The organism is Pseudomonas sp. GW821-FHT07F05, assembly GCF_059418765.1.
In genome coordinates, this window is the sequence record NZ_JBWKQL010000001.1 from 151,549 (window position 1) to 174,784 (window position 23,236).

The window sequence follows — 23,236 nt, forward strand, 5'->3', positions numbered from 1 at the left end:
GGTGGTACGGGCTTTGCTACACAACCCGCGGAGTGAAGGCGCTCACCTCGGGCGGTAACACTAATAGGCTATCAAGCAGGCAGCCGTGTGTTGCGTCAGAGGCAGCATGGAATCATCGAGCAGGATTCCCGGCACGATTCGCTTTGAACCTCGGGGTTCAAGGACATCATGGGGCTTCAGTCTGCTGGACTCGCAACATGCTGAACACGCGATGACCAGATGCCTGGCGTCGGTGGCGGTAAACGGGTTCAACGTCGCATGACCCAAAAACAAGCCAGCACGGGTCATGAATGCCTCACAAGGGTGCGACGGGGCTAAGGCTCCCACACAACAAAGAGCAAACTGGAGGTTTGAATGAAGATGTTGAAATCCACCCTGGCTGTAGTGGCCGCCGCTGCAGCGCTCGGTCTGACCGGGTTCGCTCAAGCGGGTGCCAAGCTGGACGCCATTCAGAAGAAGGGCTTTATTCAGTGCGGCGTCAGTGACGGTCTGCCAGGCTTCTCGGTTCCAGATGCAAGCGGCAAGATCCAGGGCATCGACGCCGACTTCTGCCGCGCTGTTGCTGCCGCGGTGTTTGGCGACGCGACCAAGGTCAAGTTCAGCCAGCTGAACGCCAAAGAGCGTTTCACTGCGCTGCAGTCCGGCGAAATCGACATCCTGTCGCGTAACACCACCTGGACCAGCTCCCGTGACGCGAGCATGGGCCTGGTCTTCCCGGGCTTCGTGACCTATTACGACGGCGTTGGCTTCCTGGCCAACAGCAAGCTGGGCGTGAAAAGTGCCAAGGAACTGGACGGCGCGACCATCTGTATTCAGGCCGGTACCACCACTGAGCTGAACGTGTCGGACTACTTCCGCGCCAACAACCTCAAGTACACCCCGATCACGTTCGACACCTCCGACGAAAGCGCCAAGTCGCTGGAATCCGGTCGTTGCGACGTACTGACCTCCGACAAATCCCAGCTCTACGCACAGCGCTCCAAGCTGGCCTCGCCGAAGGACTACGTCGTTCTGCCTGAAACCATCTCCAAAGAACCGCTGGGTCCTGTTGTCGCACGTGGCGATGAAGACTTCAGCACCATCGTTCGCTGGGTGGGCTACGCGCTGCTGAACGCGGAAGAAGCAGGCGTGACGTCGAAAAACGTTGAAGCCGAAGCCAAATCCACCAAGAACCCGGACGTAGCCCGCTTGCTGGGTGCCGATGGCGATTACGGTCCGCAGCTCAAGCTGAAGAAAGACTGGGTCGTGCAGATCGTCAAGCAAGTCGGTAACTACGGCGAAATCTTCGAGAAGAACCTGGGCGCAGCCACTCCTCTGGAGATCGCTCGCGGTCAGAACGCTCTGTGGAACGCTGGCGGCATTCAATACGCACCACCAGTGCGTTGATTGACCTGCACCCGGCTGCGTGAATCGCAGCCGGGCGCTTTGTTGCATTTCTTCCGGGGCACTCCATGCAAAATCAAATCAGCGCACCCAAGCAGAGGCTCAGCCTCAGCGACCCTAAAGTGCGTGCGTGGCTATTTCAGATAATTACGGTTGTCGCCGTAGTCGCGATGGGTTGGTATCTGTTCGATAACACCCAGACCAACTTGCAACACCGGGGTATCACCTCAGGTTTCGGTTTCCTTGAAAACAGTGCCGGCTTCGGCATCGCGCAGCACCTGATTCCGTTCACGGAGTCGGACACCTACGCGCGGGTTTTCCTGATCGGTTTGCTCAACACGCTGCTGGTGACGTTCATCGGCGTGATCCTCGCGACCCTGCTGGGCTTCATCGTCGGCGTCGCGCGCCTGTCCAACAACTGGATCATCAACAAGCTGGCGACGGTTTACGTTGAAGTCTTCCGTAACATTCCGCCGCTGCTGCAGATCCTGTTCTGGTACTTCGCCGTGTTCCTGACCCTGCCGGGGCCGCGGGCTGCCCACGGGTTTCTCGGCTCGTTCTTCGTCAGCAGCCGTGGCCTGAACATGCCGGCCGCGATTGCCACCGATGGGGCGTGGCCGTTCGTGATCAGCGTGGTGCTGGCCATTGTCGCCATCGTGCTCATGGCGCGCTGGGCGAACAAGCGCTTCGAAGCCACGGGCGTACCGTTCCACAAGTTCTGGGCAGGCCTTGCGCTGTTCATCGTGATCCCGGCGCTCTGCGCGTTGATCTTCGGTGCGCCGGTGCATTGGGAAGTGCCCGAGCTCAAAGGCTTCAACTTCGTTGGCGGCTGGGTATTGATCCCTGAACTGCTGGCCCTGACCCTCGCCCTGACGGTCTACACGGCGGCATTCATCGCCGAAATCGTGCGTTCGGGCATCAAGTCGGTGAGCCACGGCCAGACCGAAGCGGCGCGTTCTCTGGGCCTGCGTCCAGGGCCGACGCTGCGCAAGGTCATCATTCCGCAGGCGCTGCGGGTGATCATCCCGCCATTGACCAGCCAATACCTGAACCTGGCGAAGAACTCGTCGCTGGCCGCCGGTATCGGTTACCCGGAAATGGTTTCGCTGTTCGCCGGTACCGTGCTCAACCAGACCGGTCAGGCCATCGAAGTCATTGCCATCACCATGAGCGTGTACCTGGCGATCAGTATCAGCATTTCCCTGCTGATGAACTGGTACAACAAGCGCATTGCGCTGATCGAGCGGTGAGGAAACGCGCATGACATCCCATACTTTCAAACCCGACATGCCACCGCCGAGCAAAGTCTTCGGCCCGGTGGCATGGATGCGCCAGAACCTGTTCTCGAGCTGGATCAACACGCTGTTGACCCTGTTCGCGATCTACTTGATCTGGTTGGTTGTTCCACCGCTGCTGAGTTGGGCCATCTTCGATGCCAACTGGGTCGGTACCACGCGCGAAGACTGCACCAAGGCAGGCGCCTGCTGGGTGTTCATCGAACAGCGCTTCGGCCAGTTCATGTACGGCTACTACCCGCAGGCACTGCGCTGGAGGGTTGATCTGACCGTCTGGCTGGCGATCATCGGCGTCGCGCCGCTGTTCATCAAAGTGATGCCGCGCAAGGCGATCTACGGCCTGTCGTTCCTGTTTATCTACCCGATCGTTGCGTACTTCCTGCTGCACGGCGGTGTGTTCGGCCTCGACCTCGTTGCGACCAGTCAGTGGGGCGGCCTGATGTTGACCCTGGTGATCGCCACGGTGGGTATCGCCGGCGCGTTGCCACTGGGTGTAGTGCTGGCTTTGGGGCGTCGCTCCGAAATGCCGGCCATCCGCGTGATGTGCGTGACGTTCATCGAGTTCTGGCGGGGCGTTCCGTTAATCACCGTGCTGTTCATGTCGTCAGTAATGCTGCCGTTGTTCCTGCCTGAAGGCATGAACTTCGACAAACTGCTGCGCGCACTGATCGGCGTGATTCTGTTCCAGTCGGCGTATGTGGCCGAGGTGGTTCGGGGCGGCATGCAGGCCATTCCGAAAGGTCAGTACGAAGCGGCTGCGGCCATGGGCCTCGGCTACTGGCGGCGCATGGGGCTGGTGATTCTGCCGCAGGCCCTGAAGCTGGTCATTCCCGGTCTGGTCAACACCGTGATCGCGTTGTTCAAGGACACCAGTCTGGTGATCATCATCGGCCTGTTCGACCTGCTCAACAGCGTCAAACAAGCTGCCGCCGACCCCAAGTGGCTCGGCATGGCGACCGAGGGTTACGTGTTCGCGGCCCTGGTGTTCTGGATCTTCTGTTTCGGCATGTCCCGCTACTCCATGCACTTGGAGCGTAAGTTGGACACAGGCCACAAGCGTTAGGAGTTTTGTGATGAGTGAAGCTATCAGTAAGCCTCTGGGCGCCGAAGGCATGATCCGGATGGAAGGCGTACACAAGTGGTACGGCCAGTTCCACGTGTTGAAAGACATCAACCTGAACGTGCGTCAGGGCGAGCGCATCGTCTTGTGCGGCCCGTCGGGTTCGGGCAAGTCGACCACCATTCGCTGCCTCAACCGTCTGGAAGAACACCAGCAGGGTCGCATCGTGGTCGATGGCACCGAACTGACGTCGGACCTGAAGCAGATCGAGACGATTCGTCGCGAAGTCGGCATGGTGTTCCAGCACTTCAACCTGTTCCCGCACCTGACCATCCTGCAGAACTGCACGCTGGCTCCGATGTGGGTGCGCAAGATGCCCAAGCGCAAGGCCGAAGAAATCGCCATGCACTATCTGGAGCGCGTGCGCATTCCGGAGCAGGCGCACAAGTATCCGGGCCAGCTGTCCGGTGGTCAGCAACAGCGTGTGGCGATTGCCCGCGCGCTGTGCATGAAGCCGAAGATCATGCTGTTCGACGAGCCGACCTCGGCCCTCGATCCGGAAATGGTGAAAGAGGTGCTCGACACCATGGTCGGCCTGGCGGAAGAAGGCATGACCATGCTCTGCGTGACCCACGAAATGGGCTTTGCCCGCACCGTGGCCAACCGCGTGATCTTCATGGACAAGGGCGAGATCGTCGAACAAGCCGCGCCGAACGACTTCTTCGATAATCCGCAAAGCGACCGTACTCGGCTGTTCCTCAGCCAGATCCTGCACTGAGTCAGGAGCAACGCACCACAGAAACCCGGGCCCAGTGCCCGGGTTTTTTCTTTGTGGGAGCGAGCTTGCTCGCGAAGACGGACGTCATCAAATGAGGAGTGGACACGTACTCCACCGCAAAACTGTACCCAATCCTCGTAAAACTTGTGTTCTCTGCCGATCTCCAACAGGATTACTCCTTTGCGCAATGCGCTGTTACATCCTCCTGCCCCCACGAGAATCCCATGACGACCAAGGCGCCGACGGCGAGCAGTTCCCGTTCCAATGCTTCGACTCCCCATGAAATTGACAAGCTGCTGATCGACGCGGAAGCGGATGACGAGCAAGTTCAGCAGCAACATCCTGTGCTCAAGCGCCCATGGTTCCTGTTGTTGGGCCTGGTGCTGGTGGCGCTGAACCTGCGTCCGGCGTTGTCGAGCATGGCGCCGTTGTTGAGTGAGGTGTCGCGAAGCCTGGGACTTTCGGCGGCCACGGCCGGCTTGCTGACCACGTTACCGGTGTTGTGTCTGGGTTTGTTCGCGCCGCTTGCGCCGATCCTCGCGCGGCGTTTCGGCAGTGAGCGCGTGGTGCTGGGCATTCTTCTGACGCTGACCTGCGGCATCATTCTGCGCAGCTCGTTCGGCGAGTTCGGTCTGTTTGCTGGCAGCATCATGGCCGGTGCGAGCATCGGCATCATCGGGGTGCTGCTGCCCGGCATCGTCAAACGCGATTTCGCGAAACAGGCCGGCGCCATGACGGGCGTTTACACCATGGCGCTGTGCCTGGGTGCTGCCGTTGCGGCGGGCTCAACGGTGCCGTTGAGCGAAGCGCTGGGTAGCGGCAACGGCAGCGACTGGACGCTTGGCCTCGGCTTCTGGATCGTCCCGGCGATTCTCGCCGCGATCTTCTGGTGGCCGCAGACGCGTCAACGTCATGGCCAGCATCAGGTGGCTTATCGGGTGCGCGGTTTGCGCCGGGATCCTCTGGCCTGGCAAGTCACCCTTTATATGGGCCTGCAATCGTCACTGGCCTACATCGTGTTCGGCTGGCTGCCGTCGATCCTCATCGGGCGAGGACTGACTGCCGTTGACGCCGGCCTGCTGTTGTCCGGTTCGATCATGGTGCAACTGGTCAGCTCGCTGACCGCGCCATGGCTGGCCACTCGCGGCAAGGACCAGCGGATTGCGATTGTGCTGGTGATGCTGCTCACACTGGCGGGGCTGTTCGGCTGCCTGTATGCACCGCTTGAGCAATTGTGGGCCTGGGCCATCGTGCTTGGGCTGGGGCAGGGCGGCACGTTCAGCCTGGCACTGACCCTGATCGTGTTGCGCTCGCGGGACTCCCACGTCGCCGCGAACCTGTCGAGCATGGCCCAGGGCTTCGGCTACACCCTGGCGTCGCTTGGGCCTTTCGCGGTCGGCGTCGTGCATGACTGGACCGGCAACTGGGACTCGGTTGGCTGGATCTTCGGCATCATCGGCGTCGCCGCGATCATCGCCGGTCTCGGCGCCGGGCGCGCGCTTTACGTGGGTGTAACGAGCGAGAAAATCTAAGGGCTGACATTTTTTTCCCTGCAAATGCCCGTGCAAACCACGGTGCGGCCGCTTATCGTGCAGGCATCCTATTTCCATGGACGGCGTTCCCATGAGCGAGACCTTTACCAGCGAACACAACAGCGCGCTGATCACGCGCTTCTACGAGGCGTTCAACCGTCTGGACGCCGAGGCGATGGCCGCGTGCTACAGCGAAGACGTGGTGTTTTCCGACCCGGTGTTTGGCCAGTTGCGCGGGCGTGATGCTGGCGATATGTGGCGCATGCTGACCTCCCGCGCCCGTGACTTCTCGGTGGTGTTCGACCACGTCCGTGCCGATGCCACGACCGGCGCTGCACACTGGGTCGCGACCTACCTGTTCAGCCAGACCGGTCGCACGGTGGTCAACGACATTCAGGCGCGGTTTGTTTTTCGCGACGGCAAGATCTGCGAACACCACGATCAGTTCGATCTGTGGCGCTGGTCGCGTCAGGCCCTCGGCACAAAGGGCGTATTACTGGGCTGGACGCCGCTTGTGCAAAACGCCATCCGTGCGCAGGGCCAGAAAGGGCTGAAGGCTTTTCAGGCCAGTCGCTGACGCTTGATAGAATCCGTCCCCTCGCTACTGGTCCACGGTCCCGCATGTCTGAAGCCGAAATCGCCACCGCACCTGTGCCCGAAGCCGTGCCGGTCAAATCCTGGTTCGTGTACTTGGTGCGCGCGGCCAACGGTTCGTTGTACTGCGGCATCAGCAATGACCCGCAGCGCCGATTCGCCCAGCACCAAAGCGGTAAAGGTGCGCGCTTCTTCAGCTCGAGCCCGGCGATGGCGCTGGTGTATGTGGAGGCCTGCCGCGACAAAGGCGACGCATTGCGGCAGGAGCGGTTGATCAAAAAGCTGCGCAAAAGCGCCAAGGAGTGCCTGGCCGCCGGCTACATCCACCCGAGTGATGCCGCGCCATCACCCTGAGCGGGTATGCCGTGGGGCTTCGGGGGGATAAGCTGGTGGTTTCTCCCTGCGGATGGCCCGAAGCATGTCTGAGTTGATTCTTCACCACTATCCAACGTCCCTGTTCGCCGAAAAAGCCCGTCTGATGCTGGGCTTCAAAGGCCTGTCATGGCGCTCGGTCAACATCCCGTCGATCATGCCCAAGCCCGACCTCATGCCCCTTACCGGCGGCTATCGTAAAACCCCCGTCCTGCAAGCAGGCGCCGATATTTATTGCGACACCGCGCTGATCGCACGGCGCCTGGAGCAGGAAAAATCGTCACCCACGTTCTATCCCGAAGGCCAGGAGTTCACGGCGGCGGGCCTCGCGGCGTGGGCGGATTCGGTGCTGTTCCTGCACGCGGTCAGCCTGGTGTTTCAACCGGCCTCCCTCGCTGTGCGGTTCGCCAAGGTTCCGCCTGAGGCTGTCAAGGCATTCGTTGCCGACCGCGCCACGTTCTTCGAGGGCGGCAGCGCCAATCGTGTGCCACTGGAAGTGGCGCAGCATCAATGGCCGACGCTGATGGCGCGTCTGGAAACCCAGCTTGAGCGCAACGGTGATTTCCTCCTGGGTGTTCCCTCGATCGCTGATTTCTCGGTGGCTCATACCCTGTGGTTCCTCAAACAAACCCCTGTCACGTCCCCGTTGGTCGATGCCTATCCGGCGGTGTTGAGCTGGTACGAGCGCGTTATTGCATTCGGTCATGGCGCACCAAGTGAATTGAGTTCGGGCGACGCGGTTGAAATCGCGCGTGCGGCTACCCCGGCGCCGGTGCCCGATGAAGATTTCACCGATCCCAATGGTTTTACTGTCGGTCAGCAGGTCACCGTGTCTGCCGTGGATTACGGCGTTAACGCCGTGGCGGGAGAGTTGGTATTCAGCGGCCGTGAAGAGATTATCCTGCGCCGCGAAGACGACCGCGCCGGCACCGTGCATGTGCACTTCCCGCGCTTCGGTTTTCAAATCAAGGCTGTTTAAACACCTCATGCGCAAATAAGCCCGGTGCAATGCCGGGCTTATCGCGATGCCTGATAATCGCTTTGTTTTAATTGCGGATTGATGTGGCTGATGGCGCGAAGTTGTCGTGACTGTCAGTTGTGACAGTTGTTACCCGATGCTACTTGAGTGCAGCGAGAATTTGCTCTTCGCTGAAGCCTCTGATCAGCGTGCCGTTTACGTCGATCAGAGGAATGCCGCGACCGCCGAGCGCTTCATAGGCCTTGCGGCCTGCAGCGTCTTTTTCGATATCGAACTCGGTGTAGCGAATGCCCTGGCTGTCGAGAAAACGCCGTGTCTGTTTGCAGTAGCCGCACCAGTCGGTGGCGTACAACGTCACCTTGGCGTTGGCCTGCGCGTGCTCCGATAAAGCTGAGGAGGGGTGAACCAGATTTTCGATCTTGCCCCAGTTCTGGTACACGACCACCACCAGCATGATGAGCAAGAACTTCTTCAGGGTACGAACGAACATTCGGGTCTCGGCTCCTCGGCAACGTTTAGCGGCGTTTAAGCTGATCGGTCAGCTGGGTCGGCAGTCCCTTGATGATCAGCGTGCCTTTCTCTTCGTCGTACTCGATCTTGTCGCCCAGCAGGTGCGCTTCAAAGCTGATCGACAGGCCTTCGGCACGGCCAGTGAACCGACGGAACTGACTCAGCGTGCGCTTATCCGCAGGAATCTCGGGCGACAGGCCGTAATCCTTGTTGCGGATGTGATCGTAGAAGGCCCGCGGGCGGTCCTCGTCGATCAGGCCGGACAGCTCTTCCAGAGCGATGGGCTCGCCCATTTTGCTCTGGCTGCTGGCGTAGTCGACCAGCGCCTTGGTCTTCTCGCGGGTCGATTCTTCTGGCAGGTCTTCGCTCTCGACGAAATCACTGAATGCCTTGAGCAGGGTGCGGGTCTCGCCCGGTCCGTCGACGCCTTCCTGGCAGCCGATGAAGTCGCGGAAGTACTCGGAAACCTTCTTGCCGTTCTTGCCCTTGATGAATGAGATGTACTGCTTGGACGCCTTGTTGTTCTGCCACTCGGAAATGTTGATCCGGGCTGCAAGGTGCAGCTGACCCAGATCCAGATGCCGGGAGGGCGTCACGTCCAGCGCTTCGTTCACCGCCACGCCTTCACTGTGGTGCAGCAGCGCGATCGCCAGGTATTCGGTCATGCCCTGCTGGTAGTGCGCAAACAGCACGTGGCCACCGACCGACAGGTTCGACTCTTCCATCAGCTTCTGCAGATGCTCGACCGCGATGCGGCTGAACTGGGTGAAATCCTTGCCCTGATCCAGGTATTCCTTCAGCCAGCCACTGAACGGGTGCGCGCCGGACTCGGCATGAAACAGCCCCCACGCTTTGCCTTGTTTGGCGTTATAGCTCTCGTTGAGGTCTGCCAGCATGTTCTCGATGGCTTGGGATTCGGCGAGTTCCGAGTCCCGGGCGTGGAGCACGGCGGGCGTGCCGTCAGGTTTTTTGTCGATCAGGTGGACGATGGCGTGACGGATCGGCATGGATTTCTCGGCTGCTGAAGGGTAACTGAACGGGACCAGACCAGGCCCGTGCGAAAGTCGGCAAGTGTACCGCAGACGGGGGGCGGAACGCTCTGGAAGGGCCGAAAACGCTGACCTCGGTCCATTAATATGACTTTTTTACGCCTCATGGGCGATAAAGCTGACCAAATGGGTAGGTAGGGGCGGATATTTGCGTTGCGCTGTGCTAGTTTTGCCCGGTCCTGAGCGCCCAAGCGCGCCAGGCGTGCAGTTTGTGGGCGTTCGGCCGAACCAAAGGCCGTTTACAGTATCTACATTTCGCGTCTGTACCACACTCTGCAAACCATTCGAATTTGATAGGGAAGGAACACCACCATGGCTCTGACTAAAGACCAATTGATCGCCGATATCGCAGAAGCTATCGACGCGCCTAAAACCACCGCGCGCAACGCTCTCGACCAATTGGGTCAAATCGTCGCTGACCAACTGGAAAACGGTAGTGAAATCACTCTGCCAGGCATCGGCAAACTGAAAGTCACCGAGCGTCCAGCACGCACCGGCCGCAACCCTTCGACTGGCGCAGCCATCGAAATCGCTGCCAAGAAAGTCGTCAAGTTCGTACCAGCCAAAGTGCTGACTGACTCGGTCAACAAGTAAGCGAAAACGCTGCTTGGTTGAGGAAACCGTGTGACGGAGCGATCCGGACACGGTTTTTTTGTGCCTGCGATTCGGTTATCGCTTCGGTCGCCGGCGTCCTAGCGCGGTGAAACCCAACGTGCCGCCTTCCAGGCGGCTTGCTGCGTCTTGTCCTGGAAGGTCCAGGCAACGAAGCGGCTCTGTTTCTGACCCTGGCCCATCTCCACCGTCTGACTTTCAACGGCACCGGCTTTTTTCAGCGCGCTTTGAATCAGCGGCAGGTTCGAAGCCTTGGACACCAGCGTGCTGAACCACAGCACCTGCTGCCCGACCTGAGCGCTTTCACTGATCAACTGCGTCACAAAGCGCGCCTCGCCACCTTCGCACCACAGCTCCGCAGCCTGGCCGCCGAAATTCAGTACCGGCAGCTTGCGCTTGGGGTCGGCCTTGCCCAGGGCGCGCCATTTACGCTGGCTGCCGCTTAACGCTTCCTCAGCCGAGGCGTGGAAGGGCGGGTTACATACGCTGATGTCGAAGCGCTCATCGGGCTGCAGCAGGTGGGTCAGGATGTGTTTAGGGTTGGTCTGCTCCCGGAAGCTGATGCTCTTGCTCAAGCCGTTGGCTTTGACGATGGTCGTCGCCGAGGCCAGGGCGATCTTGTCGATGTCCGAGCCCATGAACGACCAGCCGTATTCGCCCTGACCGATCAGCGGATAGATGCAGTTGGCGCCGGTGCCGATGTCCAGCGCTGTGACAGACGCGCCGCGCGGGATGACGCCGTCGTTGCGCTCTGCCAGCAGGTCGGCCAGAAAGTGCAGGTAGTCCGCACGCCCCGGGATTGGCGGGCAGAGGTAGTCCGCCGGAATATCCCAATGGGCGATGCCGTAGAACGCTTTGAGCAAGGCGCGGTTGAACACCCGCACCGCGGCCGGATTGGCGAAGTCGATGCTTTCCTTTCCATAGGGATTGAGGATCACGAACTTGCCCAGTTCTGGGCTGCTTTTGATCAGGCGCGGAAAGTCGTAATGGCCCTGATGGCGGTTGCGCGGGTGCAGGGTGGCTTTCTCACGCGGCGCGGCAGGCTTGGCCTGTTGAGCAGGTTTGGCTTTCTTGCGTGGGGTGTTGCGTTGGGGCTTGGGGGCGTCGGGGCTGGTCATCGGTGATGCGATTCTCGTGAAAGCACAACCCCTGTAGACGTGAGCTTGCTCGCGATAACCGTGTGTCAGTCAACGGTTAGGTTGCTGACTTACCGCTATCGCGAGCACGCTCACGCTTACAGGGGTCATGGTCGTCAACCGGCCTGCGATTCAGGCCGGCTGATTTGGTCGGGTTACAAACTCGCGATGCGGGCGTGCTGCTCGGCCAGTTTGCCCAGCGCCTGCTCGGCTTCTGCCATCTTCGCGCGTTCCTTGGCGATCACCTCAGGCGGCGCCTTGTCGACGAACGCGGCATTGGACAGCTTGCCGCCAACCCGCTGCACTTCGCCCTGCAGACGCTGGATTTCCTTGTCCAGACGCGCCAGTTCGGCGTCCTTGTCGATCAGGCCGGCCATCGGCACCAGCACTTCCATCTCACCGACCAGCGCGGTCGCGGACAGCGGTGCTTCGGCGCCGGCTTCCAGCACGGTGAACGATTCAAGCTTGGCCAGCTTCTTCAGCAGGTGCTCGTTCTCGTTCAGGCGGCGCTGGTCTTCGGCGCTGACGTTTTTGAGGAACAACTGCAGCGGCTTGCCCGGGCCGATGTTCATTTCGCCACGGATGTTGCGCACGCCGAGCATCAGGCTTTTGAGCCATTCGATGTCGCCTTCGGCCGCGACGTCGATGCGCGCATCGTTCGCCACCGGCCACGGTTGCAGCATGATGGTCTTGCCTTCGATGCCGGCCAGCGGCGCAAGTCGCTGCCAGATTTCTTCGGTGATGAAGGGCATGAACGGATGGGCCAGACGCAGTGCGACTTCCAGCACGCGCACCAGCGTGCGACGAGTGCCACGCTGACGCTCGATCGGCGCCGTCTCGTCCCACAGAACCGGCTTGGACAGCTCCAGATACCAGTCGCAGTACTGGTTCCAGATGAACTCGTACAGCGCCTGGGCCGCGAGGTCGAAACGGAATTGATCCAGCTGACGGGTCACTTCGGCTTCAGTGCGTTGCAGCTGCGAGATGATCCAGCGATCCGGCAGCGAGAGCTCGAACGCTTCGCCGTTCTGACCGCAGTCTTCGCCCTTGTCGAGCACGTACCGCGCGGCGTTCCAGATCTTGTTGCAGAAGTTGCGATAGCCTTCGACGCGACCCATGTCGAACTTGATGTCACGGCCAGTGGACGCCAGCGAGCAGAAGGTGAAACGCAGGGCATCGGTGCCGTAGCTGGCGATGCCGTCGGCGAATTCGTCGCGAGTCTGCTTCTCGATCTTCTTGGCCAGCTTGGGCTGCATCATGCCGGAGGTGCGTTTCTGCACCAGGGCTTCAAGCTCGATGCCGTCGATGATATCCAGCGGATCAAGGACGTTGCCCTTGGACTTGGACATCTTCTGGCCCTGACCATCACGCACAAGGCCGTGGACATAAACGGTCTTGAACGGCACCTGCGCCGTACCGTCTTCGTTCTTCACCAGATGCATGGTGAGCATGATCATCCGGGCAACCCAGAAGAAAATGATGTCGAAACCGGTAACCAGCACGTCGGTCGGGTGGAAGGTTTTCAGGAAGTCGGTCTGCTCCGGCCAGCCCAGGGTGGAGAACGTCCACAGACCGGAACTGAACCAGGTGTCGAGCACGTCGTTGTCCTGCTGCAGGGCAACGTCAGGACCGAGTTTGTGCTTGGCGCGGACTTCGGCCTCGTCGCGGCCGACGTAAACCTTGCCGGACTCGTCGTACCAGGCCGGAATGCGGTGGCCCCACCAGAGTTGGCGGCTGATGCACCAGTCCTGAATGTCACGCATCCAGGAGAAGTACATGTTCTCGTACTGCTTGGGCACGAAGGCGATGCGGCCGTCTTCGACGGCGGCGATGGCCGGTTCAGCCAGCGGCTTGGTCGACACGTACCACTGATCCGTCAGCCACGGCTCGATGATGGTCCCGGAGCGGTCGCCCTTCGGTACCTTCAAACCGTGGTCGTCGACGCTGACCAGCAGCCCGGCGGCGTCGAACGCAGCCACGATCTGCTTGCGCGCCTCGAAGCGGTCAAGGCCGGCGTATTCGGCGGGGAGGGTGCCGTCGACAGTGTTGTTCAGCGTACCGTCGAGGTTGAACACCTGGGCAGCGGGCAGCACGGCAGCGTTCTTGTCGAAGATGTTCAGCAGCGGCAGGTTGTGGCGCTTGCCGACGTCGTAGTCGTTGAAGTCGTGGGCCGGGGTGATCTTCACGCAGCCGGTGCCGAATTCAGGGTCGCAGTAGTCGTCCGCGATGATCGGGATGCGACGACCTACCAGCGGCAGCTCGACGAACTTGCCGATCAGCGCCCTGTAGCGATCGTCGTTCGGGTTCACAGCGACGGCGGCGTCGCCGAGCATGGTTTCCGGACGGGTCGTGGCGACGATCAGATAGTCCAGACCTTCAGCGGTCTTCGCGCCATCGGCCAGTGGGTAGCGCAGGTTCCACAGATGCCCCTTCTCGTCGTGGTTTTCCACTTCGAGGTCGGAGATCGCGGTGTGCAGCTTGGTGTCCCAGTTGACCAGACGTTTGCCACGGTAAATCAGGCCGTCTTCATGCAGTCGCACGAACGCCTCTTTAACCGCTTCGGACAAACCGTCGTCCATCGTGAAGCGCTCACGGCTCCAGTCGACCGACGAGCCCAGGCGACGGATCTGGCGGCTGATGTTGCCACCGGACTGATCCTTCCATTCCCAGACTTTTTCGAGAAAATTGTCGCGACCCAGATCGTGACGGCTCTGACCCAAGGCTTCGAGTTGGCGCTCCACCAGCATCTGCGTGGCGATACCGGCGTGGTCGGTGCCTGGCTGCCACAGGGTGTTGCGACCCTGCATGCGTCGGAAGCGGATCAGGGCGTCCATGATCGCGTTATTGAAACCGTGCCCCATGTGGAGGCTGCCGGTGACGTTCGGCGGCGGAATCATGATGGTGTACGAGTCGCCCGCGCCTTGCGGAGCGAAATAGTTTTCGGACTCCCAGGTCTGGTACCAGGAAGATTCGATGGCGTGCGGCTGGTAGGTCTTGTCCATGCGAGGCGGGAACCTGATCTGCTTTGAGTCGGAAAAGCCGACGAGTATAGCTTTTCAAGGCGGCGTCAAGCTACAAGCGGTAGGTCGGGTGCTACGAGCGGTGATGCCCGGAATCATCGCGGGCATCTGTAGGACTGTGCTTGCGCACGTTCCCGGGTCGGGGCAGAAGACAGCTTCAGTTGTTGTATTGACTCAGCAGCCGTTCCATTCGGGCATCAAGGCGGCGTTTGATCTCGTTCTCGATGTGCGGGGCGAAATCGTCGATCACGTCTTGCATGATCAACTGCGCGGCGGCACGCAGCTCGGCGTCCAGGTGCAGCAGCGTCTCTGCATTCGGTGCTTTGGCGCTCGACGCGCTCGATACGTTGGCAGCTGGCGCGGGAGGTGTCGCCGCAAACGGCTCGGGGGTGAGCAGGGGAATGTCGTCGGTGTCGGCTTCGTGCTCATCGAGGGTTACGACCTGGCCGGTGACCACGTCGAACAGCAGCGGGATCTGCTCGTCGCTGTGCACGGACTCGGTCAGCAGGGGCGGCTGGACCGGATCATCGCCCAACAGCTGGCGAATCGACTCGAGGTCATCCAGCAGGTGCGCTGAATCTTTCAGGTGTTTTGAATTATCCATCGTGTGCTCAAAGACGCTGCAGCCGGTGATCTTGCAGAGGATAGCCCTGTTCGCGGTAGAAGCGAAAACTCTCGCGCGCCGCGAGGCGAATGGCGGGATCCTCGACAACGATCTCGGCGACACGCGCGAATCGTTTGAAGAATTCCGGGATGCGCAGGTCAAGATTGACCAGCAGATCCTGATGTTGGCCGGGGTCGCTGCCGATACCCAACGCCACGGGTGCGTCCTGATCGTCTTCGACTGCGCCATGGGGAACGAACGCTTCGCCCCGGAAGCGCCACAGTCGGGCGTCCAGTTCCTTGCGTTGCCCGGCATCGCTGCAATGCAGGTACACGCGATGACCGAGGCGCCAGGCCTTGTCGGTGAGTTTGCAGGCGAAGTCCAGGCGCGCGACGGGGTCGGCACTCGGCAGAATGTAGAAATCGACTTGGGTCATGGGTGATTCCAGAACGCTGGACGCGCCGACCGGGGAGGCCGACGCGTTTGCAGCGGCTTAAACGCCAGCGCGGTCGATCAGGTATTGGGTCAGCAGCGGAACCGGACGGCCCGTGGCGCCTTTGTCCTTGCCGCCGCTCAGCCATGCCGTGCCGGCGATGTCCAGGTGCGCCCACTCATAGGCCTTGGCGAAGCGCGAGAGGAAGCACGCCGCGGTGATGGTGCCGGCTTTCGGACCGCCGATGTTGGCGATGTCAGCGAACGGGCTGTCCAGTTGCTCTTGATACTCATCGAACAACGGCAGCTGCCAGGCACGGTCGTCGGCGCGTTTGCCGGCTTCCAGCACCTGAGTGATCAACGCGTCGCTGTTGCCCAGCAGGCCGGAGGTGTGACCGCCCAGCGCAACGACGCAAGCGCCGGTCAGCGTAGCGATGTCGATCACGGCCTGTGGCTTGAAGCGTTCGGCGTAGGTCAGCGCATCGCACAGCACCAGACGGCCTTCGGCGTCGGTATTGAGGATCTCGACGGTCTGGCCGCTCATGGTCTTGACGATGTCACCCGGACGCGTGGCGTTGCCGCTCGGCATGTTTTCAGCCGCCGCGACGATGCACACCAGGTTGATCGGCAGTTGCAGTTCAAGCACGGCGTTCAACGTGCCGAATACACTTGCGGCGCCGCACATGTCGAATTTCATTTCGTCCATGCCCAGGCCCGGCTTGAGGCTGATGCCGCCGGTGTCGAAGGTGATGCCCTTGCCCACCAGCACGAATGGCTTTTCGCTTTTCTTGCCGTTGGAGTACTGCATGACGATCAGGCGTGGCGGCTGAGCGCTGCCTTGACCGACCGCCAGGAACGAACCCATGCCCAACTTTTCGATGTCTTTCTCATCGAAGACTTCGACTTTGAGGCCCTTGTTGGCTTTGCCCATCGCCTTGGCTTGCTCGCCCAGGTAGGTCGGGTGGCAGATGTTCGGTGGCATGTTGCCCAGGTCGCGGGTCACGGCCATGCCGGCAGCGATGGCCTGTGCGTGCTTGGCCGCGCGCTCGACGTCGGCGACGTTGGCCTTGGCGGTCAGCAGGGTGACTTTTTTCAGGGCGCGGGGATCGACTTTCTGACTCTTGAAGCGATCAAAAACGTATTCGCCGTCGGCCAGGGATTCGACCAGCAGGCGATTCTTGCCATACACGTCGCGATTTTTGACGTTCAGTTGATCGAGGGCAAAGGCGGCATCAACGCCACCCAGGCTTTTCAGGGTGCTGAGCGCGCCGCTGATGATTTTGCGGAATTGGCGATCGTTCAGCTCCGGCTCTTTGCCCGAACCGACCAGCAACACGCGTTCGGCTTTCAGGTTGGGCAGGCTGTGCAGCAACAGGCTCTGGCCGATCTTGCCCGACAGGTCGCCGCGCTTGAGAACAGCGCTGATGGCGCCGCCGCTCAGGGTGTCGAGGGTGTTCGCGGTGTCGCTCAGCGTGCGGCCTTCACCGACGGCGACCACCAGCGTGGCGGTCTTCAAGGTTTCTGCACTGACGCTTTTAACAACCAATTCCATGTCGGGGTCCCCGAATAAACTGTGAGTTATCGCACTTGAGCACACGGCTCGGCAGCGGCGCAGAGGTATTTACACCGGCATGCCTGCGGCAAGGCCCGCAGTTTGACCCTGCGAGCCAATGGATGACAACCCCGTCCGGGTGCGCGCGTGTGCCGGTTGCAGAAGTATCCCGCGCGCGCAGTGACAGACACACCCAATCACAGGATAATGCCGCATATTTTTTTGGTGGTACGCCGTCGCGCGCATCATGGCTGATTCATTTCATTGTCATGCCGCCTTAGCGTGACAACCCTGGAGTGTCTGGTTTGATTGTCTTCCGTTACCTGTCCCGAGAAGTGCTGGTTACCCTGAGCGCTGTCAGTGCCGTGCTGCTGGTAATCATCATGAGTGGCCGCTTCATCAAATACCTGGCCCAGGCTGCATCGGGCGCACTCGATCCGGGTGTCCTGTTTCTGATCATGGGTTTCCGTCTGCCGGGCTTCCTGCAACTGATCCTTCCTCTGGGGTTGTTCCTCGGGATTCTCCTGGCCTATGGCCGGTTGTACCTCGAAAGCGAAATGACCGTGCTGGCCGCCACTGGCATGAGCCAGCAACGCCTGCTGCTGATTACCCTCGCGCCGGCTGCGCTGGTGTCACTGCTGGTGGCCTGGCTCAGCTTCAGCCTCGCCCCCCAAGGCGCGACCCAGTTCCAGTTGCTGATCAACAAGCAGGACGCGATGACCGAATTCGACACGCTGGTGCCGGGTCGTTTCCAGCTTCTGCGTGACGGCAGCCGGGTGACCTACACCGAGACCATGAGCGACGATCGCATCAACCTGGGCGGCGTGTTCATCTCCGAGAAGAAGCTCGACGAGAAGAAAGACCACGGCATCACCGTGCTGGTCGCGGAAAAAGGCCGGCAGGAAATCAAGCCTGACGGCACGCGCTACCTGATTCTCGATAACGGCTATCGCTACGACGGCAACCCCGGCCAGGCCGATTACCGCGCGATCAAATACGACACCTACGGCGCTTTGCTGCCCAAGCCGGACATCAGCGATGAGGTCACTGACCGCGATGCCATCTCCACCAGCGAATTGCTAACCGGCGAAGACAGCCTGCGCAACCGGGCCGAGCTGCAATGGCGGGTCTCGCTGCCGATTCTGGTGTTCATCGTGACGCTCATGGCGGTGCCGCTGGCACGGGTCAACCCGCGTCAGGGCCGCTTCCTCAAGCTCCTTCCGGCGATTCTTCTTTATATGGCCTATCTCACCATCCTCATCGCCGCGCGCGGTGCGCTGGAGAAGGGCAAGATCCCGATGGGCCTCGGCCTGTGGTGGGTGCATGCGCTGTTTCTGTCCATCGGACTGGGGTTGCTTTACTGGGAGCCTCTGCGCCTGAAGATCGCGAGTCGCCGCAGCGTGTCGGGGGTGGCTCATGGTTAAGCTCGATCGTTACATCGGCAAAAGCGTGTTCATGGCGATTCTGGCGGTACTGGGGATCATCCTCGGGCTCGCCTCGCTGTTTGCCTTCATCGATGAAATGGCCGACATCAGCGATACCTATACCTTCTGGGACGCTGGCAGTTTTGTGGTGATGACGGCGCCGCGTCGCCTCTACGACATGCTGCCGATGGCTGCGCTGATCGGTTGCCTGATCGGTCTCGGCGCGCTGGCGAGCAGCAGCGAACTGACGATCATGCGTGCCGCCGGTGTGTCGATCGGCCGTATCGTTTGGGCGGTCATGAAACCCATGCTGGTGTTGATGGTGGCCGGGCTGTTGATCGGCGAGTACGTCGCGCCGGTGACCGAAGCCTCAGCCCAGGCCGCGCGCTCGCTGGCTCAAGGCACCGGCGACGCCCAGAGCGCCAAACACGGTCTGTGGCACCGTCAGGGTGAGGAGTTCATCCACATCAACACGGTGCAACCGAACGGCCTGCTGTATGGCGTGACCCGTTACCATTTCGACGACCAGCGCCACATGCTGACGTCGAGTTTTGCCAAGCAAGCCAACTTCAAGACCGATTACTGGTTGCTGAAGGACGTCACCACGACGGTCTTCCACGACGGTCGCACCGAAGTGGTCACCGCACCCGAAGAGCGCTGGAACGTCGCGTTGAGCCCGCAGTTGCTGAGCACGGTGGTGCTGCCGCCGGAGTCGCTGTCGATGACGGGCCTTTATGGTTACGCGCGTTATCTGGCCGATCAGGGGTTGAACAACGGTCGTTACTGGCTGGCGTTCTACACAAAGATTCTCCAGCCGCTGGTGACCGTGGCGCTGGTGCTGATGGCGATTTCCTTCATCTTCGGTCCGTTGCGCTCGGTGACGCTGGGCCAACGGGTGTTCACGGGCGTGCTCGTGGGCTTCACCTTCCGCATCGCTCAGGATCTGCTGGGCCCGTCGAGCCTTGTATTCGGTTTCTCGCCACTCTTCGCGGTGCTGGTGCCGGCGGGTGTGTGCGCCCTGGCGGGGATCTGGTTGCTGCGCCGCGCGGGCTGATACTCACCGCGTTATGAAAAGCCGACCCTTGGGTCGGCTTTTTTGTGGGCGAGATGCAGAGGGTTCACTTCCTGGTGCGGGGCACCCGCACCAGTTGCGTCTCGGAATACAGGTCATGCCAGCAGCGTTTCTGTTTGTCGATCAGGCTCCAGAAGAAACCCAGCCCGACACACAGCCACGATGCGATGGCGACGACGAAGCGCAGCAGCGCTTGCCACAGGCTGATGGCCGTTCCGTCGGCGTTCTGCACGCGTATTCCCCAGACCTGCATGCCCAGCGTCTGGCCCCCATGGGTCCAGAATTTGGCGAAGAAGCCGAACAGCGTCACCAGCAGAATCGAGGACAGCAGCGGGTCGGCGTCGAGCGCACCGGACTCGGAGAGCTGGCGCAGTCTGGCTTCGCCGATAAAGCCCATCCAGGCCAGCTTGTAGATAAACGTAATGACCATCAGCAATGCCACGCACAGCAGCGCGTCGTAGCTGATCGCAGCCATGCGCCGGCCCAATCCAGCCGGGGGAAAGTCGCCCCGAGGGCGTAACATCTGCGCATCATCGTTAACTGAGGTCATGGCGGCGCTCATTCACACGGGAGCGGCAGTTTACGGAATCGCAGGCACAAAAAAGCCCCTGATGTTGGCCATCAGGGGCTTTTTGCGTCGGCTGATCAGGCTTCAGCTTGTACTTCGTCAGCCTGCATGCCTTTTTGGCCCTGCACTGCGACGAACGTCACTTTCTGGCCTTCTTTCAGGCTTTTGAAGCCGTTGCCCTGAATAGCGCGGAAGTGGACGAACAGATCCGGACCGCTTTCAGGAGTGATAAAACCAAAACCTTTTTCATCGTTAAACCACTTAACGGTGCCGCTCTGACGTGTAGACATTTTCTTATTCCTTGACGCATTAAATTAATGACAGCCTCTTTCACGGGAAAGAGTACTGGGCTGGTTGCAGGAAGAAGAAACGTAGAGCGGGATGTAGCATTGCTTTTGGCGCTACTGCCCGGGTCACGATCCCAGCGACCCATGCAAACACAGTCCGGGAAACTCTACGCTAACTCTCGTCGAAAAAACAAGCCCCGGCTGGGCCTGTGTTCATGGGGGTTTTCGGCTTTTTTGAAAACATTAACCACGTTCGCAAGATCGATAGTTTTTAATGTTTAGAGGGGTATCTAAGTTCAATATTTTGACAGTTTAACGGTTGTAAACATTGGCGCCCGACTGCGGCATTCGCACAGTTTTATGCACTGTTGCGGTGCCGCATTTTTTGACGATGTTACTTAGCCGCGGAAGTAACGTGGCGGAACGAAAGGAGTTTTCGTCACTTGCATCGGGACTTTCTTGCCGCGGACGATTGCCCACACCGGTGTTTCCAGCGCGGTGAAACTGGCGTCGACATAGCCCATCGCCAATGGCGCGCTCAGCGTCGGGCCAAAACCGCCGCTGCAGACAGTCCCGATGGTCTTTCCATCGGTATCGACGATTTCAGCGCCTTCTCGCACGGGTGTGCGTTCCTGTGGCAGCAGGCCGACACGTTTGCGCGCCGCACCGCTTTGGTGCTGGGCGAAGATCTTGTCAGCACCGGGGAAGCCGCCTGCACGTGCACCATCGGCACGACGAACCTTGGAAATCGCCCACAGCAGGCTGGCTTCGATCGGCGTGGTGTCGGTGTCCATATCATGGCCGTAGAGGCACAACCCGGCTTCCAGTCGCAGCGAGTCGCGCGCGCCCAGGCCGATCGGCGCCACTTCGGGCTCCGCGAGCAGTCGACGTGCAAGGGCTTCTGCCTGATCTGCCGGCACTGAGATCTCATAGCCGTCTTCACCGGTGTAGCCCGAGCGGCTGACGTAGCAGTCAATGCCGTCGATTTTCGCCGAGGTGTACTGCATGAAAGTCATTTTCGCGACTTCCGGCGCCAGCCGCGCCAGTGCGGTGACGGCGTGCGGGCCTTGCAGCGCGAGCAATGCGCGTTCGTTGAACAGCGGCGTGATCTCGCACTGGCTACCGATGTGTTGCTGCAGGTGCGCCAGGTCTTGGTTCTTGCAGGCGGCGTTGACCACCAGCATGAGCTGGTCGTTACCCAGATTGGCGACCATCAGGTCATCCAGAATGCCGCCGTTCTCGTTGGTGAACATCGCGTAGCGCTGCATGCCGACCGGCAGATCGATGATGTCTACGGGCACCAGGGTTTCCAGCCCTTTCGCTGCGTTCGCGCCGGTCAACAGGATCTGACCCATGTGCGAAACGTCGAACAGGCCGGCCTGATCGCGGGTGTGCAGGTGTTCTTTCATGACGCCAGCGGGGTACTGAACGGGCATGTCGTAGCCGGCGAACTCGACCATCTTCGCGCCGAGTTCACGGTGCAGTGCGTTGAGCGGGGTCTTCAGTAATTCGATGGTCATGGGTCACTCCTTGAAAGCAGTTCCGGGTTCCCCGCCCAGGGCAGGGGACCCTATGAATTCGGGCTGATGTCAGCACTCGATGATGTTCACGGCCAGCCCGCCACGGGCTGTTTCCTTGTATTTGCTTTTCATGTCGGCGCCGGTCTGGCGCATCGTGCGGATCACTTTATCCAGCGAGACAAAGTGCTGGCCGTCGCCGCGCAAGGCCATGCGCACCGCGTTGATGGCCTTCACCGAGCCCATGGCGTTGCGCTCGATGCATGGCACTTGAACCAGGCCGCCAATCGGGTCGCAGGTCAGGCCGAGGTTGTGTTCCATGCCGATTTCAGCGGCGTTTTCCACTTGTTGAACGTTGCCACCCAATACTTCGCACAGGGCGCCAGCCGCCATGGAACAGGCCACGCCGACTTCGCCCTGACAGCCAACTTCGGCGCCGGAGATCGACGCGTTCTCCTTGTAAAGAATGCCGATGGCCGCCGCCGTGAGCAGGAAACGCACGACGCCGTCCTCGTTGGCCCCGGTGATGAAACGCATGTAGTAATGCAGCACCGCAGGAATGATGCCGGCCGCGCCGTTGGTGGGCGCGGTGACCACACGGCCGCCGTTGGCGTTTTCTTCGTTGACCGCCAGCGCGTACAGGTTGACCCAGTCGAGCACCGACAACGCATCGCGCAGCGCGGCTTCCGGGTTTTTGCACAGCTGGCGATGCAGCGCCGCCGCACGCCTTTTGACCTTCAGGCCACCCGGCAAAATGCCTTCGTTGCGGCAACCCGCCTCAACGCAGTCCTGCATGACCTGCCAGATGTGCAACAGGCCCTGACGGGTTTCGGCTTCGGGGCGCCACGCCGCTTCATTGGCCAGCATGATCTGGCTGATGGAAAGACCGCTGGCAGTGCAATGCACCATCAGGTCCCGTGCGGTTTTGAAGGGATACACCAGCGGTGTCTGGTCTTCCACGATGCGATCCGCGCCAGCCGCGTCCTCATCCACCACGAAGCCGCCGCCGACGGAGTAGTACTCGCGGCTCCGGACCTGTATGCCGGAGGCATCGAAGGCACGGAAAATCATGCCATTGGGGTGGTAGGCCAAGGGCTTGCGAATCATCGCCAAGTGATGCTTTTCGATGAATTCGATGCTGTGCTGGCCGAGCAGGTTCAGGCGCTCGCTGCTGCGAATCTGCTGCAGGCGCGCCGCAACGGTTTCGGTATCGACGGTGTCCGGGTGCTCACCTTCTAGGCCCAATAACACGGCCTTGTCGCTGCCGTGGCCTTTGCCGGTGGCACCGAGTGAGCCGTACAGCTCGACTTTGACGCAGATGATGGTTTCCAGCAGGCCATCGCGCTGCAAGCCTTCGGCAAAACGCGCCGCGGCTCGCATCGGGCCCACCGTATGAGAGCTGGAGGGACCAATGCCGATCTTGAACAGGTCAAATACGCTCAGCGACATGATGGGGTTCC

Annotated in this window: 22 protein-coding genes; 11 read left to right on the forward strand and 11 right to left on the reverse strand. The window is 60.6% G+C overall.

Features of this window, described 5'->3' with window-relative positions; all coding sequences use genetic code 11:
• The first annotated feature begins 354 nt into the window (after positions 1-354).
• From AC07RO_RS00755 to AC07RO_RS00790, 8 genes are all read left to right on the forward strand, one after another.
• A complete protein-coding gene (locus AC07RO_RS00755) occupies positions 355-1,386 on the forward strand; it encodes an amino acid ABC transporter substrate-binding protein (RefSeq protein ID WP_122535855.1) in 1,032 nt (343 codons plus the stop codon).
• Between the two features lie 65 nt (positions 1,387-1,451).
• Entirely contained in the window at positions 1,452-2,633 is a 1,182-nt protein-coding gene (locus tag AC07RO_RS00760) for an amino acid ABC transporter permease (RefSeq protein WP_463583357.1), read from the forward strand.
• A 10-nt stretch (positions 2,634-2,643) separates the two neighbouring features.
• Entirely contained in the window at positions 2,644-3,741 is a 1,098-nt protein-coding gene (locus AC07RO_RS00765) for an amino acid ABC transporter permease (RefSeq protein WP_192171824.1), read from the forward strand.
• Positions 3,742-3,751: 10 nt separating this feature from the next.
• On the forward strand, positions 3,752-4,516 hold the full coding sequence (locus tag AC07RO_RS00770; RefSeq protein WP_037014923.1) for an amino acid ABC transporter ATP-binding protein: 765 nt from the start codon (positions 3,752-3,754) through the stop codon (positions 4,514-4,516).
• Between the two features lie 224 nt (positions 4,517-4,740).
• A complete protein-coding gene (locus AC07RO_RS00775) occupies positions 4,741-6,048 on the forward strand; it encodes a CynX/NimT family MFS transporter (RefSeq protein ID WP_495085056.1) in 1,308 nt (435 codons plus the stop codon).
• Positions 6,049-6,139: 91 nt separating this feature from the next.
• A complete protein-coding gene (locus tag AC07RO_RS00780; RefSeq protein WP_495085057.1) occupies positions 6,140-6,625 on the forward strand; it encodes a nuclear transport factor 2 family protein in 486 nt (161 codons plus the stop codon).
• A 44-nt stretch (positions 6,626-6,669) separates the two neighbouring features.
• Entirely contained in the window at positions 6,670-6,996 is a 327-nt protein-coding gene (locus AC07RO_RS00785) for a GIY-YIG nuclease family protein (protein ID WP_495085058.1), read from the forward strand.
• A 64-nt stretch (positions 6,997-7,060) separates the two neighbouring features.
• Positions 7,061-7,993, forward strand: a complete 933-nt coding sequence (locus AC07RO_RS00790; protein ID WP_495085059.1) for a glutathione S-transferase family protein — start codon at positions 7,061-7,063, stop codon at positions 7,991-7,993.
• A gap of 139 nt (positions 7,994-8,132) precedes the next feature.
• Here AC07RO_RS00790 and AC07RO_RS00795 read toward each other — a convergent pair whose 3' ends face one another.
• A complete protein-coding gene (locus tag AC07RO_RS00795) occupies positions 8,133-8,483 on the reverse strand; it encodes a glutaredoxin family protein (RefSeq protein ID WP_192171819.1) in 351 nt (116 codons plus the stop codon).
• Positions 8,484-8,508: 25 nt separating this feature from the next.
• Entirely contained in the window at positions 8,509-9,510 is a 1,002-nt protein-coding gene (gene yejK, locus AC07RO_RS00800; protein WP_074884246.1) for a nucleoid-associated protein YejK, read from the reverse strand.
• A gap of 354 nt (positions 9,511-9,864) precedes the next feature.
• Here yejK and AC07RO_RS00805 point away from each other — a divergent pair, with 354 nt between their 5' ends.
• Positions 9,865-10,146 (forward strand): HU family DNA-binding protein, encoded by a 282-nt coding sequence (locus AC07RO_RS00805; protein WP_037014905.1) that lies wholly within the window; start codon positions 9,865-9,867, stop codon positions 10,144-10,146.
• A 98-nt stretch (positions 10,147-10,244) separates the two neighbouring features.
• Here the strand turns inward: AC07RO_RS00805 and rlmF are convergent, their stop codons facing one another.
• From rlmF to AC07RO_RS00830, 5 genes are all read right to left on the reverse strand, one after another.
• Positions 10,245-11,282 (reverse strand): 23S rRNA (adenine(1618)-N(6))-methyltransferase RlmF, encoded by a 1,038-nt coding sequence (rlmF, locus tag AC07RO_RS00810; protein ID WP_495085060.1) that lies wholly within the window; start codon positions 11,280-11,282, stop codon positions 10,245-10,247.
• A 173-nt stretch (positions 11,283-11,455) separates the two neighbouring features.
• Positions 11,456-14,302, reverse strand: coding sequence for a valine--tRNA ligase (locus tag AC07RO_RS00815; RefSeq protein ID WP_495085061.1), 2,847 nt, complete (start codon positions 14,300-14,302; stop codon positions 11,456-11,458).
• 175 nt (positions 14,303-14,477) lie between these two features.
• Positions 14,478-14,924 (reverse strand): DNA polymerase III subunit chi, encoded by a 447-nt coding sequence (locus AC07RO_RS00820; protein ID WP_495085062.1) that lies wholly within the window; start codon positions 14,922-14,924, stop codon positions 14,478-14,480.
• A gap of 7 nt (positions 14,925-14,931) precedes the next feature.
• Positions 14,932-15,360, reverse strand: a complete 429-nt coding sequence (locus AC07RO_RS00825) for a DNA polymerase III subunit chi (protein WP_495085063.1) — start codon at positions 15,358-15,360, stop codon at positions 14,932-14,934.
• Positions 15,361-15,417: 57 nt separating this feature from the next.
• Complete coding sequence (locus AC07RO_RS00830) at positions 15,418-16,908, reverse strand: leucyl aminopeptidase (RefSeq protein ID WP_282369593.1); 1,491 nt, start codon at positions 16,906-16,908, stop codon at positions 15,418-15,420.
• A gap of 305 nt (positions 16,909-17,213) precedes the next feature.
• Here AC07RO_RS00830 and lptF point away from each other — a divergent pair, with 305 nt between their 5' ends.
• Together lptF and lptG are read left to right on the forward strand one after the other, a co-directional pair.
• Complete coding sequence (lptF, locus tag AC07RO_RS00835) at positions 17,214-18,332, forward strand: LPS export ABC transporter permease LptF (RefSeq protein ID WP_192171813.1); 1,119 nt, start codon at positions 17,214-17,216, stop codon at positions 18,330-18,332.
• Complete coding sequence (gene lptG / locus AC07RO_RS00840) at positions 18,325-19,386, forward strand: LPS export ABC transporter permease LptG (protein WP_192171812.1); 1,062 nt, start codon at positions 18,325-18,327, stop codon at positions 19,384-19,386. The genes lptF and lptG overlap by 8 nt, the downstream gene beginning before the upstream one ends.
• A gap of 64 nt (positions 19,387-19,450) precedes the next feature.
• On the opposite strand, the gene AC07RO_RS00845 is transcribed toward lptG, so the two are convergent.
• The 4 genes from AC07RO_RS00845 to AC07RO_RS00860 all read right to left on the reverse strand — a co-directional run bounded on the left by AC07RO_RS00845 (position 19,451) and on the right by AC07RO_RS00860 (position 23,225).
• Positions 19,451-19,954 (reverse strand): RDD family protein, encoded by a 504-nt coding sequence (locus tag AC07RO_RS00845; protein ID WP_495085064.1) that lies wholly within the window; start codon positions 19,952-19,954, stop codon positions 19,451-19,453.
• Between the two features lie 95 nt (positions 19,955-20,049).
• Complete coding sequence (locus tag AC07RO_RS00850; RefSeq protein ID WP_003227496.1) at positions 20,050-20,262, reverse strand: cold-shock protein; 213 nt, start codon at positions 20,260-20,262, stop codon at positions 20,050-20,052.
• A gap of 395 nt (positions 20,263-20,657) precedes the next feature.
• On the reverse strand, positions 20,658-21,779 hold the full coding sequence (gene gcvT / locus AC07RO_RS00855) for a glycine cleavage system aminomethyltransferase GcvT (RefSeq protein WP_495085065.1): 1,122 nt from the start codon (positions 21,777-21,779) through the stop codon (positions 20,658-20,660).
• 69 nt (positions 21,780-21,848) lie between these two features.
• Positions 21,849-23,225 (reverse strand): L-serine ammonia-lyase, encoded by a 1,377-nt coding sequence (locus AC07RO_RS00860; protein WP_192171809.1) that lies wholly within the window; start codon positions 23,223-23,225, stop codon positions 21,849-21,851.
• Positions 23,226-23,236 lie beyond the last annotated feature (11 nt).